The following is a 21,237-nucleotide window of genomic DNA, read 5'->3' on the forward strand; positions in this document are numbered from 1 at the left end:
TCATGACACCGGTCGAGGCGCCTGCGTCGCTCGTCGCGCAGGCGCTTGTCCGCTCCCTTCCGGCGATCTAGCCGCCCGCGATTGCACTTAATCCTGCGGGGACCGCCACAATGAAATTTCGTCTAGCTCTTGCTGCAACCACTGCGCTTTTGACGGTGACAACCCCCGCGTTGGCCGACAACCACGCCGCCACCCCCGTTGCCGCGGAGGCATCGCAAACGGAGCATGACAAGCTGTTCGCGCTGTTCGAGGATGCCGACGCGCGCGAACTGGCTCTCAATCCGCTCGGTCGCCTGTTCCGCGGCGACGACGAGGATGCCGACCGGCTCGGCGATCTGCTGACCGATTCCGCCTTCCTCGCCGATCGTACCGACACCCAGCTCAATCTCGCGCTGCTCGCACAGATCGACCGTTCAAAGCTCTCGCCCACCGATCAGCTTGCCTATGATGTGTTCGAATATACTGAGCAGCAGTCGCTGGCGGGCGCGACCGACCGCATCCGCGAATTGACCGAGGTGCGCCCGATCAACCACTTCTTCGGGCTGCACACCTTCTATCCCAACTTCGCCAGTGGCAAGGGTGCCGCGCCGTTCAAGACGCTTGCCAATTACGAGGATAACCTCAAGCGGCACGACGATTATATTGCCTTCACCGACCGCGCGATCGCCAAGTTCCGCGAAGGCATGGCATCGGGCGTGCTGGAAACCAAACTGACCATCGGCAACGTGATCAAGCAGCTCGACACGCAGCTTGCGATCCCGGTCGCGGATTCGCAGTTCATGGGGCCGCTGAAGGAATTTCCTGAAGGCATTAGCGATGCCGATAAGGCGCGGCTGGCGAACGCCTACGAGGCCAAGACCCGCGAAATTTACGCCGTCCATGAACGACTGCGCACCTTCCTGCGCGACGAATACTACCCCGCCGCGCGCGACAGTGTTGGCCTGTCGCAGATGAAGGGCGGCGCGGAGCTTTATGCCCAGCTGGTCGAGAACACGACCACCTTGCCGCTGGATGCCGAGACGATCCATCAGCTTGGCCTGTCGGAAGTCGCGCGGATCAAGGGCGAGCTGGAAAAGATCAAGGCCGAGGTCGGCTTTGCGGGCACGCTCAACGAGTTCTTCGACTATGTCCGCAACGATCCCAAGTTCCACCCGGAAAGCCGCGAGGCGTTGACCCAGTCCTATTACGACATCGGAAAACAGGTCGACGCGAAGATCGGGGATTATTTCTCGCTGCTGCCCAAGGCCCCGCTCAAGATCGAGCCTTATGATCCGTCGATCGAGCAGTTTCAGGCGGGTGGCTCCTACCAGCCCGGCACGCCCGACGGTTCGCGTCCGGGCACCTTCTATTTCAATGCCTATGACCTGCCGAGCAGGCTGACGACGGGTAATGTCACGCTCTACCTGCACGAAGGCGCGCCGGGGCACCATTTCCAGATCAGCCTCGCGCAGGAAAACGAGGATCTGCCCGCTTTCATGCGCTTCGGCGGCACCACCGCCTTTGTCGAAGGCTGGGCGCTATATGCCGAAACGCTGGGTTACGAGATGGGTTTCTACAATGACCCGTGGAACCGTTACGGCACCTTTCAGGACGAACAGCTGCGTGCGATGCGTCTCGCTGTCGACACCGGCATCCACGCAAAGGGCTGGACCCGCGAACAGGCGATCGATTTCATGCTGGAAAACTCGGGCATGACCCGCACCGAAGTTGTGGCCGAAGTCGAACGCTATATCGCCATCCCGTCGCAGGCGCTGGGCTACAAGATCGGCGCTCTCAAGATCCAGGAACTGCGCAAACGGGCCGAAGCAAGGCTGGGCACGCAGTTCGACATCAAGGCGTTCCACGAGCAGGTTCTCAATACCGGCGGCCTGCCGCTTGCGATCCTTGAACAGAAGATCAACCGCTGGATCGAGGCCGAAGCAGCGCGCTGATCCTGCCCCTTTGGCACCAGCCGAAGGCTCGATTCGTCGTATCCCATGCCCCGGTTGCCCGCTCCAGTGGCAACCGGGCAATCGGCGTTCATCAACTAGCAATGTTGTCCTGAACACCGGTTCGCGTGCACTATGCCAACAAAGGGCCGAACCAACGGGATCGTGGGCCCGAACGACAGGAGAATTGATACGATGAATGCCCCTGCACGCGCTCCGCTTACACTCGCGCTGGTCGCCGCGCTTTCGATGACGACCGCCACCGGCCTTGCCGCGCAGAACGCTCAGGACAGCGAGGTATTGACTACGGTTTACGGCAATCTGCCGCCGATGACCGAGATGAACGAAGGCCCGCGGATCGAAGGCATTATCTCGGCGCGTCAGGGCCAGCGTCTTCAGGTCACCTCGGAAGACGGCAACAGCACCATCCTGACGCTGCACCCGGAAACCGAGATCCGCACCCGCGGCGGGTTCCTCGGCATCGGCAACAAGACCTTCGACCAGAGCGCGCTGATCAATGGCCTGCCGGTGAAGGTGCGCACCCGCTATTACGGTGACGGCCTGGTGGCGAGCGAAGTGCGCTTTACCAGCGATGATCGCCTGATCGCCGCGATGATCCGTGGCGGAACCGCGCAGAAGTTCGCCGAACAGGGTGCCGCGATACAGGACAACACCGCCGGTATCCAGCAGAACGCCGCCGCCACCGAGGCGCTGCGCGGCCGGCTTGGCGACATCGACAAGTACAACCTCAAGAGCACGACCAATGTCTATTTCGACACTGGCAAGTCGGCTCTCTCGCCCTCGGCCAAGAACGATCTGTGTGCCGCCGCGCGCGAGGCTGACCAGAACGAGAATTCGCTGATGCTGGTGCTGGGCTACACCGATTCCACCGGCTCGCAGGAAGTGAACCAGGCGCTGTCGGAAAAGCGTGCCGCGGCGGTGGTCAACTACCTCCAGCAGGTGTGCAAGTGGAAGCCCTATCGCATGCTCACGCCGACCGGGATGGCGACTGCCGATCCGGCAGCCGACAACACCACTGCAGCCGGCCGCGCACAGAACCGTCGCGTTTCGGTCAATGTGCTGGTGAGCAAGGCGCTCGACGAGCAGTAAGGGTCGCAGGGGGCGGGACTTGAAAGCTCGCCCCCTTACTATCCGCCCGCATGATAGAAATCATAGACCTTGCGGGCCACCGTCGCACTTACCCCCGGCGCGCGTTGCAGGTCTTCAAGCGCCGCAGCGCGGACCTTCGACGCGGTCCCGAAATGCAGCAGCAGCGCACGCTTGCGCGCCGGACCGATCCCGGGGATTTCATCAAGCGGCGATGCGGTGATCGCCTTTGAACGCTTTGCCCGGTGCGCACCGATGACATAACGGTGCACCTCGTCGCGCAGGTTCTGCAGGTGGAACAGCAGCGGTGAACCCGGCGGCAGCATTTTCTCGCGGCCATCGGGGAAGTGGAATACCTCCCGCCCCTCGCGCCCGTGATGCGGTCCCTTGGCGATGCCGATCACCGCGACCTCGTCTGCGAGCCCCAGTTCCTCCAGCACCGACATCACGCTCGACAACTGACCCTTGCCTCCGTCGATCAGCACCAGATCGGGCAGGATCGTCTCGTGGCCTCCCGGCTTGGCGTCCGGGCCTGCCTCGCCTTCGGCAAAGCTGCGGAAGCGCCGCGCCATCACTTCGCGCATCATGGCGAAGTCATCGTTCGTCTGCGCCTCGCGGATGTTGAACTTGCGGTATTGTCCCTTCTCGAACCCGTCCGGGCCCGAAACGATCATTGCGCCCACGGCCTTGGTGCCCTGAATGTGGCTGTTATCATAGACCTCGATCCGCTGCGGCGGGGAATCGAGTTCGAGGAATTCGGCAAGCTCGCGGTTGAGTTTCGCTTTGGTGCCGGTTTCGGCCAGCCGCCGATCGAGCGCATCGATCGCGTTGCGCTGCGCTTGCGCCATAAGTTTGCGCCTGTCGCCGCGCTGGGGGACGGAAACCAGTACTTTGCGCCCCGCCAACTCGCTCAGCGCCGCCTCGATCAACGCGCGCTCGGGCAGCTCGCGGTCAACCAGCACGGTCGGCGGCGGCGGAACCTCCTCGTAGAATTGCAGCATCACATCGGCCAGCACCTGCGCCTCGTCCACGTCTGCCGTGTGACGCGGGAAGAAGGCGCGGTGCCCCCAGTTCTGACCACCACGGATAAAGAAGGCCTGCACGCTCATCTGCCCGCCCTTGGCTGCGAGCGCGAACACGTCGGCATCGCCCAGCCCAGCGGCGTTGATTGCCTGACTGCCCTGAATAAAGGTCGCCGCACGCAGCCGGTCACGCAGCATCGCCGCGGTCTCGAAATCGAGGTTTTCCGCAGCCTCGGCCATCTGGCGTTCCAGATCGGCCTGTACCGCGCCCGACTTGCCCGACAGGAAATCCTTCGCCTGCCGCACCAGCGCGTCATAGCCGGCCTCGTCGATCCGCCCGACGCAAGGCGCCGAGCAGCGCTTGATTTGGTAGAGCAGACAGGGCCGGTCGCGATTGTTGAAGAAGCTGTCGGTGCAGCTGCGCAGCAGGAACAGCTTCTGGAGCGCGTTCAGGGTGGTGTTGACGCTCCCCGCGCTCGCGAAGGGCCCGTAGTAATTGCCCTTGGCCCGCCGCGCGCCGCGATGCTTCTGGATGCGTGGGAAGGCGTGGTCGGCGCGCAGCAGGATGAAGGGAAAGCTCTTGTCGTCGCGCAGCAGCACGTTGAACGGCGGGCGAAAGCGCTTGATCAGTTGCGCTTCCAGAAGCAGCGCCTCGGCCTCGGAATTGGTGGTGATGATCTCCATTGCGCGGGTCTGGCTGACCATGCGCTGGAGCCTGCCCGAAAGCTGGGCAATCTGGGTGTAGTTGGCGACGCGGGCCTTCAATGAGCGCGCCTTGCCGACATAGAGCACCTCTCCCCGGGCATCGACCATGCGGTAAACGCCCGGCACCGGCTTCAGCACCTTCACCATATCGCGGATCGCCGCGACACCCGCGTCGAGATCGGGCTGTGCGCTGGCGACGGTGTAGGCGGCGCGCTCCTCGTTGAAGCGGTCGCCCCCTCGCGGATCATGGGGTGTGCCAGCGGGGGTTCGGGTCATGTCCCGGCAGATAGGAGGGCCGACGAGGTTTGGCAAAGCTTGTGCTGCACCCTTGCACAGTCCACCATGCCATTCCGCAATGGGGGAAACGCGAAATGGAAAAGACGGCCAGCCTGCCGCGCACGGTGGGATTCTGGGGCGCGGCGCTGTTCCCCGTAAACGGAATGATCGGCGCGGGCATTTTCGCGTTGCCTGCGATCATGGTTGCCGCAGTCGGCAGTTTCGCACCGTGGATGATGCTGTTCGGGGCGCTGCTGGTGCTGCCGCTGGTGTTTGTAATTGCCGCGCTGTCGGCAAGGTTCGACAGTCACGGCGGACCGATGCTCTACGCCACAGCGGCTTTCGGGCCGTTCTTGGGATTTCAGGCCGGGTGGTCGCGCTATGCCTCGGGCGTGGTCGCGGTCGCGGCCAATACCCAGGTCGCGGTTGCATATCTCGCGGTGCTGTTTCCCCTGCTTGAAGATCCGGCGATCAAGGCGAGCGCGGTGATCGGCTTCATCCTGTTCACGACCATCGTCAATCTGGTGGGGATGCGGACGTCGGTGGGAACGCTGGGCATTATGACCTTCGTCAAGCTGGCCCCGCTGGTCGCCCTTGTCATCATCGGCCTTACGACCCGCGATCCGGCAATCGGTTTCAGCCTGCCGCGCTTCGGCGAATTCGAAAGCGTCATACTTATCACCTTCTACGCCTACATGGCGTTCGAAAACGCAACCTTGGCCGCTGGGGAAATGCGCAATCCCCGGCGGAACCTGCCCTTGGCGCTCATGACCACGCTGGCGGCGGTGGCGGTATTTTACATGCTGGTGATCTGGGCCTACCTCGCGATTGCGCCGGAAGTGGAAGGCAACACAAGCGCTCTTTCCGCGGCGGCCGAAGCGGTTGCCGGGCCAATCGGCGCGATTGTGATCGCCATCGCCGCTGCGTTCTCGATCGGCGCCAACACGCTTTCGGGAGGGATCGTTACCCCGCGACTGACCTTCGGAATGGCCGAACAGGGCCTGCTGCCTGCGGCCTTCGCGCATGTCTCGCGCCGCTTCCAGACACCCGATGTCTCGATCCTGTTCTTTGGCGGATTGGCAGTGCTGTTCAGCCTTTGGGCGGGCTTTGCGACACTCGCAGTGGCGAGCACCCTGTCGCGGCTGGTGATGTACCTGCTCTCGGCCCTCGCGCTTCCGGTGCTGGAACGGCGAGACGACAAGAAGGCGCCCTGGTGGCATCTGCCGGCAGCCCTGCTGGCAGCGGCATCGACCCTGTGGGTTGCCAGTCACGCCAAAGCCGAATCCTACGCGGTCTTCGGCGTCCTGCTGGCAGTCGGCACCGGCCTCTATTTCGTTTCACGCCGCAAATAGGCCCCGAAACCGGCCAATCGATTACGGCGGCGTCCGCCTGCGTTACTCCAAGTTTGCGCGGGCTTCCGCGCGTATCCGTAATCAAACTTTCCCCGAAAAACGTCGCGTTTCGCCAAGTGATACTTGGTCGAATCAAGTATCAATTATCAAATATAAACAACGGGTTAGCTAAAATTCAGTTAAATGGAGGCAACCTGATGTCAAATCACGAACACCATGGAATGAAATCGCTCACCGGGATTTCGCCGTTCTGCCGGATGAGCCTGTATCACCAGCACCAGAACCGGCGCGAGGACCGCTTCGGTCGCCTGTTCACCGAACTTGCGCCCGCCTTTACACGGCCCGACATCTTGAGAACCATCGGCGCACGCAACGGGCCGATGGATGGCAAGAGCACCGCCAGCCGCACTGCCACCATTCCCGTCGGCATGGTGTTCTTCGGCCAGTTCGTCGATCACGACGTGACGCTCGATGCCTCGACCTCGTTCGCCAGCGTGGTCGACGATCCCGGCGAAATCCCCAACGTGCGCACCCCGACGCTCGATCTCGATTGCATCTACGGCCTGGGGCCCGAAGCCCAGCCTTACCTGTTTGTGCAGGGCGGGCCCTTCGGCGGGGTCAAGCTGCTGACCGGGGCAGACAATCCCGGACAGGCGGGCATCGCCGAACACGATCTGCTGCGCTCTCCCAACGGCCGCGCGATCATCGGCGACCCGCGCAATGACGAAAACCGGGTGATCAGCCAGATACAGCTCGCCATCATCCGCTTCCATAATCATGTCGCCCAGACCCTGCAGGACGAACACGGCCTGACCGGCCACGCGCTTTACGAGGAGGCGCGGCGCGAGACGACATGGCATTATCAATGGGCGCTGGTGCATGACTTCCTTGCCGCAATGTGCGGGCGTCCGGTGATTGAACGCATCCTCGGCTGCGGACGGCAGGTCTATTGCGGCGACGTCCCGTTCATCCCGATCGAATTTTCGGTCGCTGCTTACCGTTTCGGCCATTCGATGATCCCGATGAAGCTGCAACTGCGCAAGGGCGGTTCGCAATTCGAACTGTTCGGGACGACGCTGGGATCGGGGTTCGATCCGGTGGGCGATCCCGATGCGGTGGTGGACTGGCACGAATTGCTGTTCACGCCTGCCAACCGCCAGGTCGAACGCGCGCTCAAGCTCGATACGAAACTGGCGGGCGATCTGCTGGCGCTGCCTTTTATCAGCCCGCCCGACGAAAATTCGCTGGCAACCCGAAACCTGCTGCGCGGCAACACCTTCCTCCTGCCCGGCGGAGAGAAAGTTGCGGCCGCTATCGGATGCCCGCAGGCACAAATCGACCGGGTGCTCGACAAGGTGGAGGATGTGAATGGCGATCTCGGACGCGAAGGCATCCCGCTGTGGCTTTACATCCTGGCCGAAGCCGAGGTTATCGGACGCGAGGAGCCCAATGGCGACACGCTGGCAGGCGAAGCGCTCGGCCCGGTCGGCGCGACTATCGTTGCCGAAACACTGATCGGCTTGCTGGAACTCGATGACCGTTCATGGCTGGGCGCCAACCGCAACTGGTCTCCGCGGCCCGAGTGGAACACGCTGGGCAAACTCGTGACCGTGGCTCAGCCGGCCCTGCCTTGAGGCCGGCCCGGGGCGGAGCCGTGCGGCCCCGACAGGCTCCGCCCCGATCTTTTATGCACGGCGCGGCTTGCGCTCTCGCGCCATGCGCCTAATCGCGCGGGGCAATGACCGAAAGTGACGTCATCATCCTCGGCGCTGGCGCAGCCGGGCTATTCGCCGCTGGGCAGGCCGGACAACGCGGGTTGTCGGTTGCATTGCTCGAAAAATCCGAAAGTCCGGGCAAGAAGATCCTGATTTCCGGTGGCGGGCGCTGCAACTTCACCAACCTCGGCGCAGGGCCTGCGAATTACCTTTCGGCCAATCCCCATTTCGCCAAGAGCGCGCTCGCCCGCTACCAGCCTGCCGATTTCATCGCGCTGGTCGATCGCTATGGAATCGCGTGGCACGAAAAGACGCTTGGGCAACTGTTCTGCGACGGTTCGGCCAAGCAGATCGTGGCGATGATGCTGGACGAATGTCCTGCGGACAAGGTTACGCTGACCTGCGGGGTGGATGTGGCCGATGTAGCGCGGGACGACACCGGCAATTTCACCGTCACCGCCGCAGATGGCCGGCAATGGCGCGCACCCGCACTGGTTATCGCCACCGGAGGCCCTTCGATCCCAAAGATGGGTGCAAGCGATTTCGCCTATCGCCTGGCGCGGCAGTTCGGGCTGAAAGTGGTCGAACCGCGTCCTGCCCTCGTCCCGCTGACGCTTGGCGGTGAGGATGCCCTGTTTCGCGAGCTGTCGGGGGTTGCCGCGCCGGTGCGCGCCCGGGCCGGAAAAACCGAATTCGCCGAAGCAGCGCTGTTTACCCACAAGGGCCTTTCCGGCCCGGCGATTTTGCAGGTTTCGTCCTATTGGCGGCATGGCGAGGAAGTCTGCATCACCTTCCTCCCCGACGCAGCAAGCGACTGGCTGATCGAGGGCAAACGCGATCGTCCGCGCGCGCATCTGCGCACCTTGCTGCGCGAACGCCTGCCCGATCGCCTCGCCGACGCGCTGGCTGACAGGCTGGGCCTCGAACGCGAGCTGGGCAATGTCTCCGACAAGGATCTGCGCGCCGTACAGACGCGCCTCGCCGACTGGCGCTTCGCCCCCAACGGCACCGAAGGCTATGCCAAGGCCGAAGTCACGGCCGGCGGGATCGCCACGGCGGAGCTTTCCAGCCGCACAATGGAGGCTGCGAAAGTCCCCGGCCTCTACGCCATCGGCGAGGCGGTGGACGTCACCGGCTGGCTTGGCGGCTACAATTTCCAGTGGGCCTGGGCGAGCGCCTATGCCTGTGCAGAGGCGCTCGCCGAACGGAAAAGCTAGAACAGCTTTCTGAGATCGATCCCAAGATACAACCCAACCGGATCGATCACGAAGGGCTGGTAGTTGATCGGGGTATTGCCCGCCTCGTCGCGCACCCGGCGCTGGGCATCGAACAGGTTGTCGGCACGCAGGCTGATGCGTGTATCCTTGAGGAAGCCCTCGTTCTTGCCGGTCATTTCGCCGATATTGGCGAAGACCCGAAGATTGAAGGTCAGCAGATCGTCGAAGAACAGATCGGTGCTGCCCGGCAGCCCCGAACCGTCCAGCCGCGTCTCGCCAGTATAGATGCCGGAGAGACGGAAGCCGAGTCCCTTGCCGAACAGGCCTGCTTCAAGCCGGCTGCTATGCCGTGGCAAGCCGAATGCGCCCGTCGCCTGACCGTCGAGCTGATCAAGCGGCTGAAGGCCGGGTGCGATCAGGATCTGGTTGTCCAGCTCGATCGCATGGGTCAGGTTGAGGAAATAGCGCCAGCCTTGGAAACTGCCCCCGCCGAGGGGGTTGAAGGCCGGTGCGCCGCCGCCTGCAGGCGCGCCGCCACCTTGTCCACCAGCTCCCGCCTGCCGCGGTGCAGCGGCGCAGAAGCGCTGCTTGAACTGCTCGAGCGCTTCGGGCGGGATAGTGCCGTCAGGCGCGCGCGAACGATCGATCGCCATCTTGATGAAGGACGGATCGACGCCCGGCAGCTCGGCCGAGACATCCTCGCCCCGTTCGATCTTGGCGATCAGTTCGAGGATGGCGGCATTGCCGTCCGGACCGCAGGCGCGTTCGCGGAAGGCGGTAAGCTGCGGGTTGGCTTCAGCACCACCCTGCCCCGGCGCGCCCGGCGCACCGGCCGGCCTGCCGCCGCCCATCATCGCCGGATCGAAGCTGCAGATGCGGGAACGGAATTGTTCCAGCCGTGCGGGATCAATCGTGCCATCCGCGCCGCGCACGCGCGCCAGCATGGGGGCCAGCCGCGCCGGATCGATGCCCGGGAACTCAGCGGAAATATCCGCCCCGCTATCGATCGCAGCCACCAGCTTCTGGAGGAATTCAAGCCCGTCGTCGGCACACAGACGCGTGCGGAAGGCCATGAACTGCTCGCGCTGCTCGGGGCTGGGCGCCGCGCCCGCGCCAAACCGCGCGCCGCCGCCTGCTGCGGGTGACGGAGCCGGCGTCGGCGTCGGCTTGGCAGTACTGCCTGAAGGCGGTCCACCTGCACCGCCGCGCCCGCCGCCGCCCGGCCCGCCTTGTGCGCCCGCGCCGATGCTGCCGCCGGTCGAGAAGATGAACTGCAACCGGTTAGCCCGTGTCTCGGCAAAGCTGACCGCGCGCCGGTCAACCGCGATCAGCCTGCCCGTCGCATCACGGGTGATGCGTCCCGGAAAGGCCGCTTCGATCTCGGGCGTGATCTGCGGGAAGCCGCTGACGACGTTGTCAGAACGGTTGCGGACATATTCCACCGTCAGACGGGTGTTTTCCCAGAACGGCAGCGACCAGTTGGCGGCGAATTTCCAGTCGCGCTGGGTTTCCGCCGGAAGATCGGGATTGCCGCCGGTGGTGACATCCGCCAGCACCGTCTCGCCGCGGGTAAAATCGAATACCGGCACGTTGAGGTTGACGATTACCGGGTTGCCGAGCGTTGCCAGCCCCGGGGCCACCTCGCGCCAGATATAGGTCGCAGACAGGTCGAGCCCGTTAACCGGCGACCAGTTGAGACCTGCATTCCAGTCGCCCAGCACCCCGAAATCGGAAAAGTCCTGCACCCCAGCCTGAAGGTTGAGCGTGATGGTGCCCAGCGCATCGCCAAAGCCCGCGCGGCGGCTGGTGATCGGCACCACCACATTGGCACCGCTTGCCAGCTGTCGACGGGTCAGGGTGACGTCCTGATTGGAACGCGTATCGTTGCTTTGGATCCGTTGCCAGTCGAGCGCGAAATTAAAGGTTGCAAGCACTTCACCAGCAGGAAGTTCACCGAGCGGCCCTTCAAGCGTTGTCTGCGACTGGCCGGTAAGGTTGCGGCTGCGCGCAACGTCGAACCCGGCAGCGGCATTGGTCGGCAGCGGGCCGTCGGGGGCCAAGGTGCCGTCGAGGGCCGCCTGCCGCAGCGCGACGGTATCGAAACGCCGGTCAATCTCGGTCTCGGTTTCCGACAGCGACGCGTCGAAGGTGGTCGTCAGGCGGAACGCATTGACGGGCCGCGTGAGCGATCCTGCGGTCGAGAGCGTATCGGTCGAGGATCGCCGCGCCAGCGGCGTGTCCGCGCCGAAAGTGCGCACGATCCCCGGCACCGCCGGATCATCGGCCAGCACCACAGTGTTGAGCCCGTCGAGACTGCGGCTTTCGTTGCGCACGTAATTGAGGTTTGCGCTCAGCGAGGTGCCGCTATCGATCAGCGCCTTGGCCCAGCTGAGATTGCCTTCTAGGCCAAACGTGTCGGCACGAAGGCTGCGGTAAGGGGCCTGCGCCGGATCACCCGGCACCTGCGACACCGATCCGGGTGTCTGGATGATATCGCGTTCATCCTCGGTAAGAAGCGTGCTGTCGCTGATTTCGAAATCGAGGTTGAACCGTCCGCCATCGGCAATCTTGAGCGTCCCGAAATCCTGCTCGGTACGCACGAAGCCTCCGCGCGAAGGCGTTTCGAATTCGAGCTCGACCTCGCGGTTGGAGTAGTTGTCCTTGAGGATCAGGTTGATCACCCGGCGATCGGGCGGAAAGCCGAACCGTTGGGCGACTTCCTCGGGGAACACCTCGACCCGCGCCAGCGCCTCGGGCGGATAGGACGCGAATTCGCGGAAGGAACCGATGCGGATTCCGTTGACGAGGATCACAGGACGACCGCCGCCCCCGCGCCCGCGTGCCGAACCGGTCTGCGCGCTGATCTGGGCGATGAGATCGGTGATCGACGTCACGCCTTCGGCCGCGATCGCCTGCTCGTCGAGTTCGAGCAGCGGGGCCTGTTCGACCAGCAGCTGACCGCGGATACGCTTGCCGCTGACCACGATTTCGTCAGCCGACACGGCAGTGCCGCTCGCGCTGTCCAGCTCGTCGTCCTGAACCTGCTTTACAGCCGTCTGTTGCGGCTGCGTCGCTTCGTTAGCGGAGGCGAGGGCCGGCATCGCGATTGCCAGACTGGCGGCACAGGTGCCGGCGCGCAGCACCGCGCGGGAAAGCGGGGAGAGGTTCATTTAGTCCCTTTAGAACAGTTTGATAGAGGGTGCAGGCTGTTACCTTGACCCGATGTGAACCCAATGGCGTCCGGCCACCCGGCACGCGTCCGGCTGGCGGCTTTTATCAGGCCGACGTGCCCCCTAACGCTCGAGCCTTCCCTTTTGGTTCCCGCATCGCTAAAGCGCGCTAGATTTTCGACCGGCGCAGTTTGCGCCTCATCACGATAAAAAAGGAATTTCATGGCCAAGGAAGAACTCCTCGAAATGCGCGGGCGTGTGGTTGAGTTGCTGCCCAATGCGATGTTCCGGGTGGAGCTTGAAAACGGCCATGAAGTGCTCGGCCACACTGCAGGCAAGATGCGCAAGAACCGCATCCGCGTACTGGTGGGTGACGAAGTGCTGTGCGAGTTGACGCCTTACGATCTTACCAAGGCGCGCATCACCTACCGCTTCATGCCGGGTCGCGGCGGCCCCGGTCCGCAGTAATTGCCCGCTGCCCTGATGGGCGCGCTGCATCTCACCCTTGCCTCGGCCTCGCCCCGGCGGCGCGAACTGCTCGCGCGGCTCGGACTTGGGCCCGATGCCGTTACCCCGGCCGATATCGACGAGACCCCGCTGAAGGGCGAACTGCCGCGCGCCTATGCGCTGCGCATGGGCCGCGAAAAGGCGCTGGCGATCAATGCGCCGGGCTTCGTGCTGGCTGGCGACACGGTGGTCGCGGTAGGCCGACGCATCCTGCCTAAAACCGAGTCCGAGACCGAGGCGCGCGCCTGCCTCGAACTGATGAGCGGCAGGCGGCATCAGGTGCTTTCCAGCGTCGTTCTACGTGCGCCTGATGGCACCTTGCGGGAACGGCTAAGCGAAACGGTGGTACGCTTCAAGCGGTTGTCGCATGAAGAAATCGATGCCTATCTTGCGGGCGGTGAATGGCACGGCAAGGCGGGCGGCTATGCTATCCAGGGCGCGGCCGAGGGTCTGGTCGAATGGATAAGAGGCAGCCATTCCGGCGTAATGGGCCTGCCGCTCTACGAGACGCGGGCGCTGCTGAAATCGGCTGGGTTCGCGATTGGCTGAGTGGCTGATCGAGGACGGCATCGCCGAACGCCGCGCTTTGCTGGTCGAAGGCGAACGGGTGCTTGCTGCGCGGGTCGTATGGCCGGGCGAGTTGACCGCCGGGGCCCGCTGCACCGGCAGGCTTTCCGCCAAGTTGAAGGGTACACGGCGCGGGCTCGCACAACTCGATAACGGCACCGAGGCGCTTGTCGATCACTTGCCGCCCCCCGTGACCGAAGGACAGACACTCGATCTCGTCATCACCCGCGCCCCGCTGGCCGAACGCGGCAGGTTGAAGCTCGCGCAGGCGCGGGTCGCCGGTGCCGACACCGCCCTTCCGCCCCCGTCCTTTCCCGTGGGCCGCAGCGTTCGCCGCTTCCCCGCCGGCCTGTGGGAGGAGGTGTGGCACGCAGCGTCCTCGGCCAGTCTCGAATTTTCGGACGGCGAAATCCTTGTCAGCGTCACGCCTGCTATGACGCTGATCGATATCGACGGGACGGGTGATCCCCGCAGCCTTGCGCTGGCGGCGGTTCCGGCGATTGCCGATGCGCTCGCCTGGTTCGACATCGGCGGCAATATCGGGATAGATTTTCCCACGCTTGCCGCCAAAACTGATCGCCGTGCTGTCGACGAGGCGCTCGGCGCCGCGCTGGCCGAATGGCCGCACGAACGCACGGCGATGAATGGCTTCGGATTCGTCCAGCTCGTGGCGCGGCTTGAAGGGCCTTCGCTGCTGCACCGATTTGCGACTGCCCGGCTTGGTATGGCGGCGCGCATGGCACTGCGCCGGGCGGAACTGGCGGCGGAAGGGACAGGGCGGGTGTTGCTGCTGACGGTTCACCCCGCGCTAAAGCCGAAACTCAAGGAAGCATGGCTCGCCGAACTCGCCCGCCGGACGGGGCGCGAAGTGCGCGTGGAAAGCGATCCCGGACTTGCCATCGAAGCCGCCCATGCCCAGTTGGTGGAAGCATGACCGCTAAGACCAAACCCTGCCCGATCTGCCGCAAGCCGCGGGTCGAGGAGTTTCATCCCTTTTGCTCCCAGCGCTGCCGCGACCGCGATCTGGCGCGCTGGTTCTCCGATTCCTACACCGTCCCGGGCCCGCCTGCCGACCCGGAGGAAATCGCGCAGGAAAGCTGGCGCGAACAGGAATGAACGCTGCGCGCAATATTCGTGTCGGCGGGGAACAAAACCCCCTTGCCAACCCGCCACGCCTTCGCCATAGGGCCGCTCTCATTTGCTCGCCGGGTTTTCGCAGCCCGTCGCTCGCAGCGAATGCCCGAGTAGCTCAGGGGTAGAGCAGCGGATTGAAAATCCGCGTGTCGGTGGTTCAAATCCGCCCTCGGGCACCATTCGCTGAAAAGGGCCGAGCGCCCAAAGGGAAAGTGCCAATGTCCCGCCGCACCAAGATCTACGAAGGCAAGGCCAAGATCCTTTACGAAGGCCCCGAGCCCGGCACGCTGATCCAGTATTTCAAAGATGATGCGACCGCCTTCAACGCCGAGAAGAAGGGCACGATCGCCGGCAAGGGCGTGATCAACAACCGCATTTCCGAGCATGTGTTCACGCGCCTCGGCCACATTGGCATCCCCACCCACTTCATCCGCCGCCTCAACATGCGCGAGCAGCTGATCCGGCAGGTCGAGATCATCCCGCTCGAAGTGGTGGTGCGCAACGTCGCCGCCGGTTCGATCAGCAAACGCCTGGGCATCGAGGAAGGCGAACCGCTGCCGCATACGCTGATCGAATATTACTACAAGGACGATGCGCTGGGCGATCCGCTGGTCGCGGAGGAGCACATCGCCTGCTTCAACTGGTGCAGCAACGAAGAGATGCATGACATTTCCTCGATGGCGATCCGCATCAACGATTTTCTGTGCGGACTGTTTGCCGCGATCGACATCCGCCTGATCGACTTCAAGCTGGAATTCGGACGGCTCTATGACGGCGATTACAGCCGCGTGATCCTCGCCGACGAGATCAGCCCTGACGGCTGCCGCTTGTGGGACATGGCGACCGGCGAAAAGCTCGACAAGGACCGCTTCCGCCGCGATCTGGGCGGCGAGGAAGAGGCCTATCGCGAAGTCGCCCGCCGTCTCGGGCTGCTCAATGCCGAAGACAACGGCCCGGGCGAGGTGTTCGACCTGTCGCACGCCCGCTCGCGCCTGCGCGGGCCACCACCGCTCAAGAAATAGGCTGACAGCCCGGTTTCAGCCGCTAGTCTCTCTCGTCACGCCAATGGGCCGAGAGAGACGTCTGATATCGATGCGGAATTTTTCCCTTGTCGCCAGCATGATGCTGGCCCTGTCGCCGCTTGCATTCACCACTGCGCTGGTCGCACAGGATGCCCCAGCTGCCGAAGCGCCTGCTGCCACCAGGGCCCCCGCCCCGGTTTGGGCCTTCGAGACCAGCGATGTGCCGGTCGACCCCGGCTACACCTTCGGCCAACTGCCCAACGGGATGCGCTACGTCATCCGCCAGAACGCCACGCCCGCGGGCACCGCGCTGGTGCGCATGCGGATCGATTCGGGCGCGCTGGACGAGACCGACAGCGAGCGCGGGCTATCGCACTATCTCGAGCACATGGCCTTCAATGGGTCGAAGGGCATCCCAGAGGGCGAGATGGTCAAGCTGCTCGAGCGTGAGGGGCTGGCCTTCGGCGCGGATACCAATGCCTCGACCGGCTTCGAGGCGATCACCTACATGCTCAATCTACCGCGCAATGACGAAGCGCTGCTCGGCACCGCGCTGATGCTGATGCGCGAGACCGCGAGCGAGCTGACCATCTCCGAAGACGCGGTGGCGCGTGAACGGGGCGTGATCCTCGCCGAACGGCGCGACCGGGCGGGCTTCCAGCTGCGCAACTACGAAGACAACGCCGCTTTCCTCGCCCCCGGCGCGCGCTATACCGAGCGCCTGCCGATCGGCACGGCCGAAGTGCTCGAAAACGCCACCGCCGCCCAAATCCGCGCGCTTTACGAGCGCACCTATCGCCCGGCCAACACGGTACTCGTGGTGGTCGGCGACTTCCCGGTCGAGGTGGTCGAGGCCGCCATCCGCGAACGCTTTGCCAGCTGGGCGCCCGCCCCTGCCCCCGCCGAGCCAGAGGCCGGGCCGATCGACGTGACGGCCAAGGGCCTGACCGACATCCACATTGATCCCGCCCTGCCCGAAAGCGTCACCATCAGCCGCCTCGCCCCTTGGCGCGACGATCCGGATACCATTGCGAACCGCCGCGCCGCTGCGCTGCGCAGCCTCGGCTACGCGATCATCAACCGCCGCCTTGCGCGACTAGCGCGCGGGGCCGATGCGCCCTTCCGGAGCGCGGGCTTCGGCACCGCCGACATCTTCGAAGATGCGCGCATCACCAGCCTCAGCATCAACAGCGCCGATGGCGAGTGGAACAAGGGCGTCCTCGCCGCGGTGCGCGAGGTCAATCAGGCGCTGACCTTCGGCTTCACCCAAGTCGAAGTCGACGAACAGCTCGCCAATCGGCGAACCGCGCTGGAAAATGCGGTAAAATCCGCCGACACGCGCGGTAACAACGTGTTTGTCGGCGCAGCGCTGGCGCTGGCAGGGAACGAACGGGTGCCGGTGACCCCCGAATGGCAACTCGCCGAGTTCGAGCGGCTCGCCCCAGAAATGACCCCGCAGGCGCTATGGGAGGCAGTGCGGGAGGATGCCGCGCCGCTCGCAGAGCCGCTGATCCGCTTCACCGGCCGCACCTCGCCCGAAGGCGGCGAAGTTGCGCTGCGCAGCGCCTTTGGCGAGGGCATGGCGCTCGCCATCACCGCGCCGGTCGACAATGGCCCGCTGGCCTTCGCCTACACCGATTTCGGCACGCCGGGCACGGTGGTCAGCGACACAGTCGAACCGTTGCTGGACCTCAGGCAGATCCGCTTCGACAACGGCGTCAGGCTGACGATCAGAAAAACCGACGTACGCAAGGATCGTATCGGAGTTACGCTCGCAGTGGACGGCGGCGATCTGATGAACACCCGCGAAGCGCCTCTGGCAACCTATCTCACCGCGGCCCTGCCCTCCGGCGGCCTTGGCAAGCATAGTCAGGACGAGATCACCAGCGTGCTTGCCGGGCGCAGCGTCGGCTTCGATCTCAACAGCAGCACCGATGCCTTCACCACTTCGGTGATTACCACGCCGCGCGACCTGACGCTGCAATTGCAGGTCATGGCCGCAACTCTGACCGATCCGGGCTACCGGGCCGAAGGGGTCGAGCGGTTCCGCAAGAACATCGACAACTTCTTCAATACGCTCGATTCCACTCCGGGCAGGGCGCTGGCGGCGGCGAGCGGGGGCATCCTGTCGGACAACGACCCACGCTTTACCCTGCAACCGCGCGAGGCCTTCTTCGCGCTCGATTACGAACAACTGCGCAGCGCGATCGGCGACCGGTTGGCGAACGGCGCGATCGAGGTGGCGCTGGTCGGCGATCTCGACGAGGAAGCCGCCATCGCGGCGGTCGCTTCGACCCTGGGCGCACTGCCGAAACGCGAGGCAGCGTTCAATCCGCGCAGCGACAACCGCGACCGCAGCTTCACCACCACGCGGGGCGAACGGGTGCTGACCCACACCGGCGAGCCTGATCAGGCCCTGCTGCAATGGCATTGGCCTACCACCGACGACAGCGATCACGGCGAGACTCTGCGGCTCGATTTGTTGTCGCGCATCGTCCGGCTGGAACTGACCGACAGGCTGCGCGAGGAGCTGGGGCAGGCCTATTCCCCCTCGGCCGGGTCGCAGCCGAGCCATTACTATCCCGGCTATGGCGTATTCATCATCAGCGCCTCGGTCGCCGCCGACCAGCGCGCGGCCACGCAGGCTGCGGTCGATGCGCTGATTGCCGATCTACGCGCATCGCCGCTCGACGCCGATGTGATCGAACGCGCGCGCAAACCCTATCTGGAGGATTACAACAATGCCCTCAAGGATCTGGGCGGCTGGATCAGGCTTGCCTCGCGCGCGCAGAGCGAGCCGGAGCGCCTTGAACGGTTCAAGGCGACGCCCGCGGTAATGGCGGCGATCACCCCCGAGGACATCCACCAGACCGCGCTCAAATATCTCGATCCCGCGGGCGCGGTGGCCTTCACCGTCATCCCCGAAGCAGCTGCGACCGCCGCGACGGCCGATTAGCAGGCAAAGAAAAAGCCGGCAGGTCGCCCCCTGCCGGCTTTCCCCTTTGCGGCGCGCCCCCGAGAGGGCGCATACCCTCAGTACTTCACGCCGAATGATACGCCGATCACGCGCGGATCGTTGACGAAGGCGGTGTTGTTGTTGAAGTCCACCACGCCCAGCACATTGTCTTCATTGGTAATGTTGCGGGCGAAGGCGGCCAGTTCCCACTCGCCATTATTGCCCGAATAACCCACCCGCAGGCCGCCTTCGATGCGGCTGCCGGCGTTGAATTCGCGGCTTTCGTACAGCAGGAAGTTGGTCTCGCCGAGATAGGTCCAGTCGGTGAAGATGAAGAATTCACCGCTATTGCCCACCGGGATGCCGTAGCGCGCGGTCAGATCGCCGCTCCATTCGGGCGCATTGGGGAACGGGTTGCCGCCCACCAGCGCACGGGTGGTACCGCCGATGTCCACGGTCGGATCGGTCACGGTGCACTGCGCACAAATGCCGACGGCAAGCGCGTTATCCTTGATCTCGGTGTTGTTGTAGGCGACCCCAAGCGTCACAAGGAATTCCGGCGTGATCTGGAACGCGCTGTCGAGTTCGAAGCCGTAAGCCTCGCCCTTGTTGGCGTTGATCAGCTGGACGAGATTGCCTGCCCCGCCCACGGCCGTGAACTGCGGATCCTCGACGGTGTAATAGAAGACAGCACCGTTCAGCCGCACGCGGCGATCGGCCAGCTCGGTCTTGAAACCGACTTCGTAGGACGTGATGTTTTCCGACTGCGCCACCGACGGAGCCGAGAAGAACGCGACGTCGCGGCCCTGAATGGTCGGCCCGCGGAACGAGTTGGCGATCTTGGCATAGACGCTGGCGTCATCCGACACATCGGCGAACAGGGCGATGTCCCAGTCGAACTGATCATCCTGCACGCTGACCGGCTGCGGCGCGGCGCCCGACACTACGAAGAAATCCTTCTGATCGTCGGTGTAGCGCAGGCCGCCGGTTACCTTCAGGCTATCGGTCAGTGCATAGGAAAGCTGCCCGAACAGCGCCCAGGCTTCGTTGGTGTGGTTGACGGTGACCGGCGGCGGGAAGGTGAAGCCGACGGTGGTGACGTCGAAATCGCTTTCGAAGTAGAAACCGCCGACCTGCCAGCTCAGCGGGCCGTCGCCGTTCGAAGCAAGGCGGATTTCCTGCGTGTACTGTTCAAGGTCGATCGAATCCTGCGTGTCGGACGGGAACGGGATGAAGCCCGGGCCCATCACCGGCAGGAACGACGCGCCGAAGCCGCCATCGACATCGCCGCGGCTCGAACCTTCGCTGGTCCAGTAGCTGCCGATTGAGGTCAGTGTGGCGAAGTCGAATTCGTAGGAGGTGTTCAAGGTGACGCCGAACTGCTGGTAGTTCGCCTTGTTCCCGCCGCCCGCATCATAGAACACCGTGTCGCGATCGTAATTGTCGTTCAGCTTGTTGGTGTTGGTCGGCTGGTTGGCGGTCGGCCCGAGCACGTTAGCGCGGAAGAAAGTGGAGGAACCGTCCAGATCGCGGAAGTTAACCGACGCATTCATGCTGAAACGCTCGGTCGGGGTGAACAACAGCTGTCCGCGCACCGCGAAATCGGTGAACCCGCCGAGCACGTCTTCCTCGCCCGTAAAGCCGTTGCTGATCCAGTCGCCGCGACGCTGGAGTTGGGCAGCGACACGGAAGGCCAGCACGTCTTCGACGATCGAGCCGCCGGCTGCGCCGCTCAGCGAAATGGTATCGAGACTGCCGAACGACATCGCGGCGCGCACGTCGGTCTCGTGGCTGGGCTTGATCGAATCGACCTTGACGATACCGGCCGGCGTATTGCGCCCGAACAGCGTGCCCTGCGGGCCGCGCAGCACTTCGATGCGTTCAACGTCGAAGATCGGGAAGCTCTTGAGCGTCACATTCTCGAGCACAACGTCATCGAGCAGCACCGAGACCGGCTGCGATGCGGCAAGATCGAAGTCCGTATTGCCGAGGCCGCGGATGTAGAAGCGCGGAGCCACACGGCCGTTCGAACTTTCGATGTTGAGGCCCGGCACCGAACCGGCCAGCGCGGTCACGTCGCCGGCGGCGCTGAAGATCGTATCGACACGGCCCTGATCGAGGATCTCGGCCGAAACCGCCACGTCCTGCAGGTTTTCCTGACGACGGTTGGCGGTGACGATGATCGTGGCAAGCTGGCCTTCTTCGCTGGCAGCAGACTCGCCGTCCTGCGCGGCGGCGGGTGCGGCAAAAGCAAAAGCGGCGGCGGCGGCAAGAATGGTCGATCCGGCCAGTGCGGCACGGTTGGCATGGAAACGCTGAGACATCGGGCAAGTCCCTTTGGTTTGAAAGGAGAGAGTGGGCGCAGTTGAATGCGCTGACAGTTTTCTCCGATTCGGGCGAGATTCGCGGGCGCCTTTGCGGGGCGAAACCGGGGCTCGGACGGCAATCTGTTTGCAGTTGTTGCATCGAAGTTACAGAAATTGCCGCAGTGCGACCGCTGTATGACCGAACCCGATTAGCCGGAGCGTTGCCCGCGCGCGGTGCAGAAGCCGCAGCGAT

Annotated in this window: 14 protein-coding genes and 1 tRNA gene; 12 read left to right on the plus strand and 3 right to left on the minus strand. The window is 64.1% G+C overall.

Translation table 11 applies throughout. The annotated features are described in order from the left end of the window. Positions 1-110: 110 nt before the first annotated feature. Both OIK40_RS10595 and OIK40_RS10600 read left to right on the plus strand, forming a co-directional pair. Entirely contained in the window at positions 111-1,931 is a 1,821-nt protein-coding gene (locus OIK40_RS10595; RefSeq protein WP_273678300.1) for a DUF885 domain-containing protein, read from the plus strand. Between the two features lie 192 nt (positions 1,932-2,123). After that, positions 2,124-3,038, plus strand: a complete 915-nt coding sequence (locus tag OIK40_RS10600; RefSeq protein ID WP_273678301.1) for an OmpA family protein — start codon at positions 2,124-2,126, stop codon at positions 3,036-3,038. 38 nt (positions 3,039-3,076) lie between these two features. Here OIK40_RS10600 and uvrC read toward each other — a convergent pair whose 3' ends face one another. Next, complete coding sequence (gene uvrC / locus OIK40_RS10605) at positions 3,077-5,038, minus strand: excinuclease ABC subunit UvrC (RefSeq protein ID WP_273678302.1); 1,962 nt, start codon at positions 5,036-5,038, stop codon at positions 3,077-3,079. 95 nt (positions 5,039-5,133) lie between these two features. Between uvrC and OIK40_RS10610 the strand changes: the two genes are divergently transcribed. The 3 genes from OIK40_RS10610 to OIK40_RS10620 all read left to right on the plus strand — a co-directional run bounded on the left by OIK40_RS10610 (position 5,134) and on the right by OIK40_RS10620 (position 9,322). Continuing rightward, a complete protein-coding gene (locus OIK40_RS10610) occupies positions 5,134-6,390 on the plus strand; it encodes an APC family permease (RefSeq protein ID WP_273678303.1) in 1,257 nt (418 codons plus the stop codon). Positions 6,391-6,611: 221 nt separating this feature from the next. Beyond that, positions 6,612-8,024, plus strand: a complete 1,413-nt coding sequence (locus OIK40_RS10615; RefSeq protein WP_273678304.1) for a peroxidase family protein — start codon at positions 6,612-6,614, stop codon at positions 8,022-8,024. Positions 8,025-8,128: 104 nt separating this feature from the next. Next, the gene (locus OIK40_RS10620) at positions 8,129-9,322 is read left to right on the plus strand and encodes a BaiN/RdsA family NAD(P)/FAD-dependent oxidoreductase (protein WP_273678305.1); all 1,194 of its coding nucleotides are present in this window, start codon (positions 8,129-8,131) and stop codon (positions 9,320-9,322) included. Here the strand turns inward: OIK40_RS10620 and OIK40_RS10625 are convergent. Continuing rightward, positions 9,319-12,492, minus strand: a complete 3,174-nt coding sequence (locus OIK40_RS10625) for a TonB-dependent receptor (RefSeq protein ID WP_273678306.1) — start codon at positions 12,490-12,492, stop codon at positions 9,319-9,321. The genes OIK40_RS10620 and OIK40_RS10625 overlap by 4 nt on opposite strands. A 222-nt stretch (positions 12,493-12,714) precedes the next feature. On the opposite strand from OIK40_RS10625, the gene infA reads away from it, so the two are divergent. The 7 genes from infA (at position 12,715) to OIK40_RS10660 (ending at position 18,678) form a co-directional block, all read left to right on the plus strand. Further along, positions 12,715-12,960, plus strand: a complete 246-nt coding sequence (gene infA, locus OIK40_RS10630) for a translation initiation factor IF-1 (RefSeq protein WP_007163491.1) — start codon at positions 12,715-12,717, stop codon at positions 12,958-12,960. A 15-nt stretch (positions 12,961-12,975) separates the two neighbouring features. Further along, the gene (locus OIK40_RS10635; RefSeq protein WP_273678307.1) at positions 12,976-13,548 is read left to right on the plus strand and encodes a Maf family protein; all 573 of its coding nucleotides are present in this window, start codon (positions 12,976-12,978) and stop codon (positions 13,546-13,548) included. Beyond that, positions 13,541-14,500, plus strand: coding sequence for an Rne/Rng family ribonuclease (locus OIK40_RS10640; RefSeq protein ID WP_273678308.1), 960 nt, complete (start codon positions 13,541-13,543; stop codon positions 14,498-14,500). Before OIK40_RS10635 ends, OIK40_RS10640 begins: the two co-directional genes overlap by 8 nt. Then, complete coding sequence (gene yacG / locus OIK40_RS10645) at positions 14,497-14,682, plus strand: DNA gyrase inhibitor YacG (RefSeq protein WP_273678309.1); 186 nt, start codon at positions 14,497-14,499, stop codon at positions 14,680-14,682. The genes OIK40_RS10640 and yacG overlap by 4 nt, the downstream gene beginning before the upstream one ends. A 122-nt stretch (positions 14,683-14,804) precedes the next feature. Then, positions 14,805-14,879, plus strand: a tRNA-Phe gene (locus OIK40_RS10650). 39 nt (positions 14,880-14,918) lie between these two features. After that, entirely contained in the window at positions 14,919-15,722 is an 804-nt protein-coding gene (gene purC, locus OIK40_RS10655; RefSeq protein WP_273678310.1) for a phosphoribosylaminoimidazolesuccinocarboxamide synthase, read from the plus strand. A gap of 70 nt (positions 15,723-15,792) precedes the next feature. Further along, positions 15,793-18,678 carry a M16 family metallopeptidase gene (locus OIK40_RS10660; protein ID WP_273678311.1) on the plus strand — a complete coding sequence of 962 codons (2,886 nt, stop codon included), beginning with the start codon at positions 15,793-15,795 and terminating at the stop codon, positions 18,676-18,678. 77 nt (positions 18,679-18,755) lie between these two features. Here OIK40_RS10660 and OIK40_RS10665 read toward each other — a convergent pair whose 3' ends face one another. Further along, positions 18,756-21,002 carry a TonB-dependent receptor gene (locus OIK40_RS10665; protein WP_273678312.1) on the minus strand — a complete coding sequence of 749 codons (2,247 nt, stop codon included), beginning with the start codon at positions 21,000-21,002 and terminating at the stop codon, positions 18,756-18,758. Positions 21,003-21,237 lie beyond the last annotated feature (235 nt).

Source organism: Erythrobacter fulvus (assembly GCF_028595285.1).
In the GTDB taxonomy this organism is placed as follows: Bacteria; Pseudomonadota; Alphaproteobacteria; order Sphingomonadales; family Sphingomonadaceae; genus Erythrobacter; species Erythrobacter fulvus.

Coding starts and splice junctions, on each gene's coding strand:
- yacG (WP_273678309.1), top strand. CDS start 14,497: ATGACCGCTAAGACCAAACCCTGCCCGATCTGCCGCAAGCCGCGGGTC.
- OIK40_RS10620 (WP_273678305.1), top strand. CDS start 8,129: ATGACCGAAAGTGACGTCATCATCCTCGGCGCTGGCGCAGCCGGGCTA.
- OIK40_RS10665 (WP_273678312.1), bottom strand. CDS start 21,002: ATGTCTCAGCGTTTCCATGCCAACCGTGCCGCACTGGCCGGATCGACC.
- OIK40_RS10625 (WP_273678306.1), bottom strand. CDS start 12,492: ATGAACCTCTCCCCGCTTTCCCGCGCGGTGCTGCGCGCCGGCACCTGT.
- uvrC (WP_273678302.1), bottom strand. CDS start 5,038: ATGACCCGAACCCCCGCTGGCACACCCCATGATCCGCGAGGGGGCGAC.
- OIK40_RS10595 (WP_273678300.1), top strand. CDS start 111: ATGAAATTTCGTCTAGCTCTTGCTGCAACCACTGCGCTTTTGACGGTG.
- OIK40_RS10610 (WP_273678303.1), top strand. CDS start 5,134: ATGGAAAAGACGGCCAGCCTGCCGCGCACGGTGGGATTCTGGGGCGCG.
- OIK40_RS10615 (WP_273678304.1), top strand. CDS start 6,612: ATGAAATCGCTCACCGGGATTTCGCCGTTCTGCCGGATGAGCCTGTAT.
- OIK40_RS10635 (WP_273678307.1), top strand. CDS start 12,976: ATGGGCGCGCTGCATCTCACCCTTGCCTCGGCCTCGCCCCGGCGGCGC.
- infA (WP_007163491.1), top strand. CDS start 12,715: ATGGCCAAGGAAGAACTCCTCGAAATGCGCGGGCGTGTGGTTGAGTTG.
- purC (WP_273678310.1), top strand. CDS start 14,919: ATGTCCCGCCGCACCAAGATCTACGAAGGCAAGGCCAAGATCCTTTAC.
- OIK40_RS10600 (WP_273678301.1), top strand. CDS start 2,124: ATGAATGCCCCTGCACGCGCTCCGCTTACACTCGCGCTGGTCGCCGCG.
- OIK40_RS10660 (WP_273678311.1), top strand. CDS start 15,793: ATGCGGAATTTTTCCCTTGTCGCCAGCATGATGCTGGCCCTGTCGCCG.